Source organism: Rheinheimera sp. (assembly GCF_036568245.1).
GTDB lineage: Bacteria > Pseudomonadota > Gammaproteobacteria > Enterobacterales > Alteromonadaceae > Alishewanella.
Map to the genome: position 1 here is coordinate 1 of NZ_DATCSY010000128.1, position 9,222 is coordinate 9,222.

8 protein-coding genes are annotated in these 9,222 nt (G+C 51.1%); 3 read left to right on the forward strand and 5 right to left on the reverse strand.

Annotation, left to right across the window (positions count from 1 at the left end):
- Both VIN66_RS05640 and VIN66_RS05645 read right to left on the reverse strand, forming a co-directional pair.
- Nucleotides 1-591 (reverse strand): ABC transporter transmembrane domain-containing protein (locus VIN66_RS05640; protein WP_331923055.1); only part of this gene is annotated, 591 nt, incomplete at its 3' end.
- A gap of 32 nt (nucleotides 592-623) precedes the next feature.
- Nucleotides 624-2,867 carry a DNA internalization-related competence protein ComEC/Rec2 gene (locus tag VIN66_RS05645; RefSeq protein ID WP_331923056.1) on the reverse strand — a complete coding sequence of 748 codons (2,244 nt, stop codon included), beginning with the start codon at nucleotides 2,865-2,867 and terminating at the stop codon, nucleotides 624-626.
- Between the two features lie 24 nt (nucleotides 2,868-2,891).
- Here VIN66_RS05645 and VIN66_RS05650 point away from each other — a divergent pair, with 24 nt between their 5' ends.
- Complete coding sequence (locus tag VIN66_RS05650; protein ID WP_331923057.1) at nucleotides 2,892-3,419, forward strand: DUF2062 domain-containing protein; 528 nt, start codon at nucleotides 2,892-2,894, stop codon at nucleotides 3,417-3,419.
- On the opposite strand, the gene VIN66_RS05655 is transcribed toward VIN66_RS05650, so the two are convergent.
- Genes VIN66_RS05655 through VIN66_RS05665 form a run of 3 tightly spaced genes read right to left on the reverse strand, consistent with a single transcriptional unit; the run spans nucleotide 3,416 to nucleotide 6,522 of the window.
- Entirely contained in the window at nucleotides 3,416-4,654 is a 1,239-nt protein-coding gene (locus VIN66_RS05655; RefSeq protein ID WP_230819558.1) for a lipoprotein-releasing ABC transporter permease subunit, read from the reverse strand. The genes VIN66_RS05650 and VIN66_RS05655 overlap by 4 nt on opposite strands.
- Entirely contained in the window at nucleotides 4,647-5,330 is a 684-nt protein-coding gene (gene lolD, locus VIN66_RS05660; RefSeq protein ID WP_331923058.1) for a lipoprotein-releasing ABC transporter ATP-binding protein LolD, read from the reverse strand. Before lolD ends, VIN66_RS05655 begins: the two co-directional genes overlap by 8 nt.
- Nucleotides 5,323-6,522 (reverse strand): lipoprotein-releasing ABC transporter permease subunit, encoded by a 1,200-nt coding sequence (locus tag VIN66_RS05665; RefSeq protein ID WP_331923059.1) that lies wholly within the window; start codon nucleotides 6,520-6,522, stop codon nucleotides 5,323-5,325. The genes lolD and VIN66_RS05665 overlap by 8 nt, the downstream gene beginning before the upstream one ends.
- Before the next feature lie 96 nt (nucleotides 6,523-6,618).
- Here VIN66_RS05665 and VIN66_RS05670 point away from each other — a divergent pair, with 96 nt between their 5' ends.
- Both VIN66_RS05670 and VIN66_RS05675 read left to right on the forward strand, forming a co-directional pair.
- Nucleotides 6,619-7,218 carry a PilZ domain-containing protein gene (locus VIN66_RS05670; RefSeq protein WP_331923060.1) on the forward strand — a complete coding sequence of 200 codons (600 nt, stop codon included), beginning with the start codon at nucleotides 6,619-6,621 and terminating at the stop codon, nucleotides 7,216-7,218.
- A 36-nt stretch (nucleotides 7,219-7,254) separates the two neighbouring features.
- A partial coding sequence (locus tag VIN66_RS05675; protein WP_331923061.1) for a CarD family transcriptional regulator occupies nucleotides 7,255-9,222 on the forward strand: 1,968 nt, incomplete at its 3' end.

Genomic DNA, 9,222 nt, shown 5'->3' on the forward strand with positions numbered 1-9,222 from the left:
AGTCTGAATATTACGGCTTAACATCCGAAACCGCTTCGATACAAATTGCACAACTACTGCAATAACCGGCGCAATCAGTAGAAAGATTGCAGATAATTGCCAGCTGTAATAAAACATCATCACGACCAAACCGGTAACAAAAACACCTTCACGCACCAGCACTGCCAGCGCTTTTGATGTCGCCTGCTTAATCTGTTCAGTATTGTAAGTAACCTTAGAAATCAGCTCACCGGTGGAGTGCTTGTCATGAAAGCTTACTGGCAGGCGCATATAGTGTTCAAACAACTGTTGACGCATATTCTGCACAATATGGGTACCAACCCAGTTCAGGCAGTAACTGGCTACGAAGTTACATACACCACGCAGCAAAAAGATAAGAACCACGAAAAGCGGGGCGTAACGCAGATACTCAGTATTTTTGTCGTTAATACCTTTATCAATAAAATCAGGTAAGTTAGAAATAAAATACACATCAACCAAAGCATACCCCAGCATACCAAGCGCTGCGGCAACAAAACCCATACGGTACGGTTTTACATAGCTGAGTAAACGGCGGGCGGTTGACGATCTGATGATATCCGGCTGCGGCAAAATAGAACCCTGGAGAAAAAATTTTGCTTATTCTAGCGTGTTGTCACTAAGGTTTCAGCATTTGTGCTCGGCTTTTGCTGCCAAAAGGGGATTCTTTGAGCGCGGTACTCTGCCAGGTCAAGCCTGCCCGGGCTGATATTAAGTGTTAACGCACCACTATTTGCGGTATTAAACAGCGGAACCCCAAGCATCGAAAGCCGCTGCTGTACTTGCGCAGCCGGGTGATTATGCCGGTTATGTAAACTGGCGCTGTTAAGCGCCAACTGCGGTGATAACCGGTGTAAAAACATGTAGTGGCTGGAGCTATGGCTGCCATGATGGGCCAATACCAGCACATTGGCGTCAAGGGCAGGATATTTTTTTAGCAGTGCTAATTCAACGCCCTGGCTGATGTCTCCCGGCAGCAAAATATTCCAGCCATGCACACTGAGCATCACCACACAGGAGCTGTCATTTTTACTGCCGCTGCCACCACTGTGTAATACCCACAGCCGGGCCTGAAAAAAGTATGCCGGCAACTGATTACACCGCTGTGCCGGGCTGATATGTGGAATATCAGAATATATTTTAACATCCGGAAACGCCTGCTTTAGCAGTACCCAGTTGCCGGTGTGGTCACTGTCATCATGGCTCAGTATCAGATAGTCAAGCTTTCGGATCCCGCGCTGACGTAAATAAGGCAGCACCTGAGCCGATGTTGAACTGTACTCACCATAACGGGGCCCGGCGTCATACAGCAAACCATGTTCGCCATTTTGCAGCAGTACGGCTAAGCCCTGACCAACATCAATCACATGCAACTGCCAGCTGGCAGCTCTGGTAACCTGATGCAGCAGAGGTAGCAGTAAAATCAATGCCAGATAACTGAGCACAGGCTTTTTTATCAGTAGCTTAAGCACGCACAGTAATGTCACGGCAAGCACCAGCAGTAAGGGCAGATCCGGCAGTACCCACCAGCGCCCGTAAGCTGCACACCAGTTTAACCACCACATCAGCGGTTGAAATAACAGGTCGCACAGTTGCCACAATGACTGACTACCGGGAACACCTGACAATTCAGCCAGCAAGCATAACAGCAGTACCGGAATAGCCAGCAGGCTGCACCAGGGCACAAACAACAGATTGGACAGCAACGATAACGCCGCACTGCCGTCAAACATCAGCAAACTGAGCAGTGACATAAACAAGGTCAGCACAAGATGAAAAACAAACAGCGCCTTTACTTTGCCTAACCAGGTAGTTGCAGGTAAGGGCCAGCGCCACAGCACAAAAAAGATCACAGCAACTGCCAGCATCGAGAGCCAGAAACTTTTGCTTAGCACAAACATTGGTTGTGCGAGCAGCAAGATGGCCGCAAGCAACAACCAGAAGCTTAAGTAGCTCAGTGATTTACGCTGTAACAAAGCACCGGATAGCAGTAACAGGGCGGCCGCAGCCCTGATAGTAGGGATGGCAAAACCTGCAAGCCAGGCATAGCTGAAAGCCAGAATCAAACCACAAACAATGCCCGCGGGTCTGCGCCAGTGCAAACAATGTATCGGCCATGGCAGCAAACGAACAAGCAGCATCCCCCAGCCAAACACCAAGCCAACATGTAAGCCGGATATCGCCACCAGGTGTGCCAGACCGGATAACTGCAGCCCCAACCACAGCGATGCAGAAAATTGCCGCTCTCCCATTGTTAACGCCAACAATAAAGGCGCCGTCTGCAGTGGCTGCACAGCAGCAGTAACATCCGACAACCAGCGGGAACGAATACTTTGCTGCTGCGACAACAACTGAGGTGCCGGAGACGTTACCACACTGCCCTGCGCCACCACCTGTTCCAGCAAGGCGGCGGTTTCCTTGTTTACCCCCGCCGGATTGGCTATACCGGCGACTGGCTTCAGACGGGCGTTCAGCTGCCAGCGCTGACCTTGCTGCAAAATCACGGGCGCAGCGCTCCAGTTCAGCGTAACGTAGTACCCTGCTGCCGCGCCATCGTCCAGTTTCAGCTTAAATTGACTATACTCTGCGTAATGCTTGGGTGTATCAGTTATTACACCGGTCAGACTGTGTGCTGAAAGCAGCAGATCGCGCTGTGCATTCTGATAGCCATAAAATTGCCAGATAAAACTGATGAAAAACGCAACGATCCCGGCGTAAAACAGTCCATTATATTTCAGTAAGATTAAAATTACCGGTATCAGCAAAAATACTAAGAAAAAAGGTGGCACTATTGGCAAAAATAATGACAATAGGCTGCCAGCGAGCACACCGATACAAAAAGATTTCATGTTTGTTTTTTGTGAACAGGTTGTATGCCAAAGAACTTTATTAAGAAATATTTACCATCTCCGGAGAAAATCAAGCAGCAGAAACTTCTGAAGCTGTTTGGATCCCTGTTGCATGATGGCAATTTGTGGCATCTGAACCGGCGCTCGGCCCGCGGTGCTTTCGCTGTCGGACTATTTTTTGCCTGGATGCCAATCCCCTTTCAAATGGTCGCCTCAGCCGCGGTCGCTATTCCGATGCGCGTCAATCTGCCGTTATCGGTATCACTGGTTTGGCTAACCAACCCACTGACGATGCCAGTGCTGTTCTATTTAAGTTATCTGGTAGGTTGTGTAGTACTGCGCACACCAATAGAACACTTTGCCTTTGAAGCCAGCTGGGCCTGGTTGCAACACAGCATAGCGTCAATAGGCAAGCCGTTCTTAACCGGCTGCCTGTTGATGGGCATATGCTCTGCGGTAGCCGGTTATTTTGTTATTGACTGGCTATGGCGGGTGTCAATACGAAAAGCGCAGTTGCTGCGAAAGCTAAAACGCAGCAAACCGGTAAATTAGCGCTGCCCTAACACCTGCGCCGGTTGCACCTTACTGGCACGCCAGGCCGGATACAAGGTTGCCAACAGGCTCATCAGCAAGGCGACGCCCAGCGTCAGTGCAACATCCTGCCATTGCAGCAAAGAGGGAATGAAATCAATAAAATAAATGCTAGGATCCAGCAGTGAATGCCCTAAGACCCTCGTCACCAATGCAAATATGGGTTCTATATAGCTCGCCAGCAGCAACCCTACTGCAGCGCCCACGACACTGCCCACTAAACCGTTGAGCCACCCCAGCCACATAAAAGTAAAAATGACTGTCGCAGGTGAAGCCCCCATGGTCAGTAATATCGCGATATCACTTTCTTTCTCTCTGACCGCCATGATCAGCGTGGCCACAATATTAAAACAGGCCACTGCTATCACCAGCGCTAACACCAGATACAAAATACTGCGCACCATCTGAATATCCTGGTACACATGCCCCTGCGTGCGAAACCAGTCCAGCAGATAGACATAATCCTCAGACAGCCGGCCGAGCTCCCGTGCCCTTTGCGGCGCCTGAAAAATATCACTCAGGCGAAAAGCAAACCCCTGCACAGTGCCACTTTCAACCGCCAACAGCCCTGCCAACGCATCCATGTCCAGCCAGACATGGCTGTAGTCCAGCTGGCCACCGATAGCAACGATAGCACTGACAGTAAAAACAGCTGTGCTGTGGCTGGCAAGGCGGCCATCTTCTGTAAGTTTCGGTAGTAGCAACTGCACCTGGCTGCCAACAGTAACCGCCAGTGCATCAGCAATACCCTGCCCAAGTACGATGTCATCAGCCGCTAAACTGTCCAGCTGGCCTGCGCTGACGTAAGAGGCAAAATCACTGATTTGACGCTCTGCGTCCAGCTTTATGCCGCGCACTTCAGCCGCTTTAACAGCCGCGCCAAACCGCAGCATGCCATTGGATTTAATGTAAGGAGCTGCACCTTTAACGCCTTCAGCCTGCGCTAACCGTTTGAGCTTATTCTGCCAGTCGGCAATAGGCTCAGCTGCGGCTTCCAGCTCAACATGAGGGATCACCGATAACAAGCGTTGTTCCAGCGCCTGTTCAAAACCATTCATCACCGACAAAGCCAGGATCAAAATGGCGACCCCCAGTGCTATGCCTGAGGTTGAGCTGGCAGAAATAAAGCGGATAAAACCACTGCTGTGGCGGGTATTGCGGTAACGCTTTGCCAGCTGCCAGGCCAGATTAGCCATGTGCACTCTCCAGATGGCCATCGCGCATTAACAGGTGACGATCCAAACGCGATGCCAGCTGCAAGTCATGCGTCACCACGATAAAACTGGTGCCCAGCTCCCGGTTCAGGCTTCGTAACAACTGATATACCGATTCGGCCGTGTGCTGATCAAGGTTGCCGGTTGGTTCATCCGCCAGTATCAATGCGGGCTCAGCAACTAACGCACGGGCGATAGCTACCCGCTGACGCTCGCCACCACTTAACTCAGCCGGGCGATGGCTAAGACGGTGTGACAAACCTACCCGCTGCAACATCGCCGCTGCACGCTGCTTTGCCGCTGAGGCAGATAATCCACGGATCAGCAGTGGCATGGCCACATTTTCCTGTGCAGTAAAATCCATCAGCAGATGATGAAACTGATAAATAAACCCCAGCTGTTCATTACGCAGCGCGGCTTTTTGCGCCGATGACAAGCTTGCGACATCTTTGCCAAGCAGTGTTAGCTTACCGCTATCAGGCTTATCCAGCGTACCCAAAATATGCAGCAAGGTACTTTTGCCAGAACCTGAGCTGCCCACTATCGCCAGCATGTCACCGCGGTTAATACTAATATCAACACCGTGCAATACATCCGTGACCTGCTGGCCATCGCGATAACTTTTGCAGATCTGCTCTGCTGTTAATACATTACTCATCACGTAATATTTCCGCTGGATTAATACTTACTGCGCGTTTTGCCGGATACCACACCGCCAGCAACGTCAGAAATACGGCACTTAGCAGTATCAGGCAAAGCTGGTCGAGCCGGATATCTACCGGTAGCGCTATCCCCGGCGCCAGTTGCAGCCCCAGCAAAGCCAGCAGCGGATTTAACTGCCAGCATAATAAGATGCCTGCCACAGCACCGCTGATGGCACCTGCTAAACCATTACTGAGCCCCTGCACAGCGAACACAGCAAACAGCTTGCGATCGCTCATGCCCAGCGTTTTTAAAATCGCAATTTCTGCCTGTTTGTCTGTTACCATCATGACCAGCGCCGACACTATATTAAATGCGGCTACGGCCACTATCAGCAGAAGCATCAGCCACATCATGGCTTTTTCCATCGCCACTGCAGCAAACAATTTGCCCTGGGTTTGCCGCCAGTCCTGCACCTTCAGCTTTTCATCGGCGGCGAGTTGCTGCGCCAGGTGCGGTGCGGCAAAAGGCTCGGTCAGGGTGATACGCCACTGCGCTTCGGCATTCGTACTGCCGCTTAGCCGGCTTAAATCTGCCAGATTGGTGACGGCCAGCATTTTATCGACGTCAGAGCCTGTATCAAGAATACCGGCTACGGTAAACAGTCTTTGCCGTGGCACCCACCCCATAGGGGTGTAACTGCCAGCCTGAGGTAACATAAATCGCAGCTGATCACCAACCGACACCTGTAGCTGTTCCGCCAGCATCCGGCCCAACATAACGACATAGCGCTCAGCGGCGAACTGCTGCCAGTCACCGGCCAGCAAAGCCTGCTGCATAAAATCAGGAATGGCATCCGTTGTAACGCCTTGCAGCAAAACACCGGTTAACTGACGCGGTGACTGCACCAGCGCTTCAGTTTGCAAAAACGGCGTAATTTGCTGTACCAGTGGCTGTGCCAGTAATGCAGGCTGCCAACGTTCAGTATCATCATCTGCCGCAGTTACAACCACATGGGGTATCACACCCAAAATACGTTTTTTAAGCTCACCTTCAAAACCGTTCATGACAGAACTGACAACCGTCAATGCCATAACGCCCAGAAAGATACCGGCCACTGAGAACAGTGAAATAAAAGAAATAAAGGCATTACCTTTACGGCTTCGGCTGTAGCGTAAGCCGATGAACAAACTGACTGGTAACTGCATTCTAATCTTCAGGACAAGACCTGCGTTAGATGGTAAAGTGGCGACGATCATAGAGATTATTGTCAGTGGTGACAAGCAGCTTGCAAAGGTAGGCCCATGAGTGAGTTAACATTACAGCAGCTGGCTGAAACTTATCAGGATTATTTCAGCGTAGCGCACGGCATCAACCTCAATGTCAGGCCGCTGGACCGCCCGCTGCCTTCGACAGATGAGTTGGCAGCCGCTATCCCGGCGCCGTTTCTGATGGCATCCGACGTCAACAGTCTGAACAGTTCTGCCCTACGCTCACTTAATCGGCTGGGCGAGCTGGCAGAAGAGCTGGCAAACTACCTGCAACAACAGGCCCGTAAAATAGATTTGTTATTGCATTATGTCCTCAGACAACAAGACGATGAAAGTACCCGCTACACCACTCAAAGCTATAGCGGCAGCGGCTGTTGCTACCTGGCCGACAGCGCACTGTCACTATTACAGGTAGTTGAAGTTAAACTGTTTCTGGATAATAACGATGGTGCGGTATTTTGTTATGGCCAGGTATTAAGCTGTGAGCAAGTGGCTGAAAAATGGCAGATAAAAGTTGTATTTTCCTGTATCAGAGAGGAAGATCGTGAGCTGATTGTGCGTGCCAGCCTGCATCAGCAATCAAAACTTTTAAAACAGAAAGCCGAGCAGCGTCAGCAGCACACATCTTCTTAGTATTGGCTTTAGCGCATTATAGGTTAGTTGTTTTACATGGATCTTATCTCTGCATTACCCCAGATTAAGCACGCCTCAGACCAATTACACTGGGGCAATTTACAAGGTGCAGCTTTACCGCTGGCAATCAGCCAGTTGTTGCGCCAGCACAGCGGCACTTATCTATTGCTGGTACCCGACACACCAACAGCACTGCGACTGGAGCAGGAGCTGGCGGTGTTTTTATCGCCGGCAGACTGCCCGCTGCTAACACTGCCAGACTGGGAAACACTGCCTTATGATGTATTTTCACCGCACCAGGACATTGTTTCCCAGCGGTTAAAAACCCTGTATCAGCTGGCCAGGTTAGACCGGGGTGTGGTCATAGTGCCGGTCAGCACCTTATTGCTGCGCATTTGTCATCGCGATTATCTTGAGCAAAACAGTTTTCTGATCAAAAAAGGCCAGCAAGCCGATTTAGCTGCGCTTAAGCGCCAACTCGCCGCTGTCGGCTACCGCAGTGTTGAACAGGTGATGGAGCACGGTGAATTCTCCGCCCGGGGCTCCATTCTGGATCTGTACCCGATGGGCGCCGCTACGCCCTATCGTATCGACTTTTTTGATAATGACGTCGATGGCATTCGCACCTTCGACCCGGACAACCAGCGTAGCCAGGCGCAGGTTGATCAGATTGAGCTGCTGCCAGCTCATGAGTTTCCGACAGATCAGGCGGCAATTGAGCGCTTTCGTATCGCTTATCGCGAACGCTTTGCCGCCCGTAATGAAAAGGAATCGCTGTACCAGCAAGTCAGTCAGGGTATGTTACCCGCAGGCATTGAATACTATCTACCGCTGTTTACCGAAAAAACAGCCACGCTATTTGATTACCTGCCAGCAGACAGCCGCTTTTTGTTGCTGGGTGATATCGAGCACGCGGCTGAAAAGTTCTGGCTGGAATTAAAACGGCGCTATGACGACAGAGCCATTGACCTGCTGCGGCCAATACTGAAGCCCAACGAGCTTTACCTTTCAGTCGATCAGCTGTTTGCCGCACTGAAACAGCACGGCCGTATCCGGCTTAGTCAGGCCACACTGCCTGCCCGCTCAGGCCAGGCTAATGCCACAGTGTCCGCACTGGCAGATCTGAGTGTTAATCATCAGCTGAAAAACCCGTTGCAGGCGTTGCAGCAGTTTATGCTTGCACTCAAGCAAAAAAATGGTCGGGCGCTGTTTTTTGTAGAAAGCGAAGGCCGACGCGAGAGCTTACTGCAACTGTTGCAAAAAGCCGGCATCCGTATTGCTCAATACGACAACCTGGCAGCATTTGAACAAAGCAAAGACGATTTGGGCATTATTGTCGGTGCTTTAGAACAAGGTGTGCTGATTGAAAAACCCGGCCTGCTGGCTCTGATCAGCGAAAACGAGCTGTTCGGGCAAAAGATCAGCCAGCGCAGACGGCGTAAACGCAGCCAGCAGGTGTCCAGCGACAAGGTGATCCGCAATCTGGCTGAGCTGAATCTTGGCCAGCCGGTAGTACATTTACAACATGGTATCGGCCGTTACCAGGGCTTGCAGTTACTCGATGCCGGCGGTATCAGCGCAGAGTTCGTTACCATTGAATACGCTGGTGGCAGCAAGCTTTATGTGCCGGTCACCTCTTTGCATCTGCTTAGCCGCTACAGTGGTAATGATGCAGAACAAGCGCCACTGCATAAACTGGGCAACGACAGCTGGGAAAAATCACGGCGTAAAGCCGCAGAGAAAGTGCGTGATGTGGCGGCAGAGCTGCTGGATGTATACGCCCAGCGCGCAGCACACCAGGGTTATGCCTTTGCCATAGATGATGGCCAGTATATGGCCTTTGCCGACAGCTTCCCTTATGAGGAAACGGCAGACCAACAAGACGCCATCGATGCGGTGCTACGCGATATGCAAAGCCCTCAGCCAATGGACAGGCTGGTCTGCGGTGATGTCGGTTTTGGTAAAACAGAAGTGGCGATGCGGGCAGCCTTTGTTGCCGTTAAT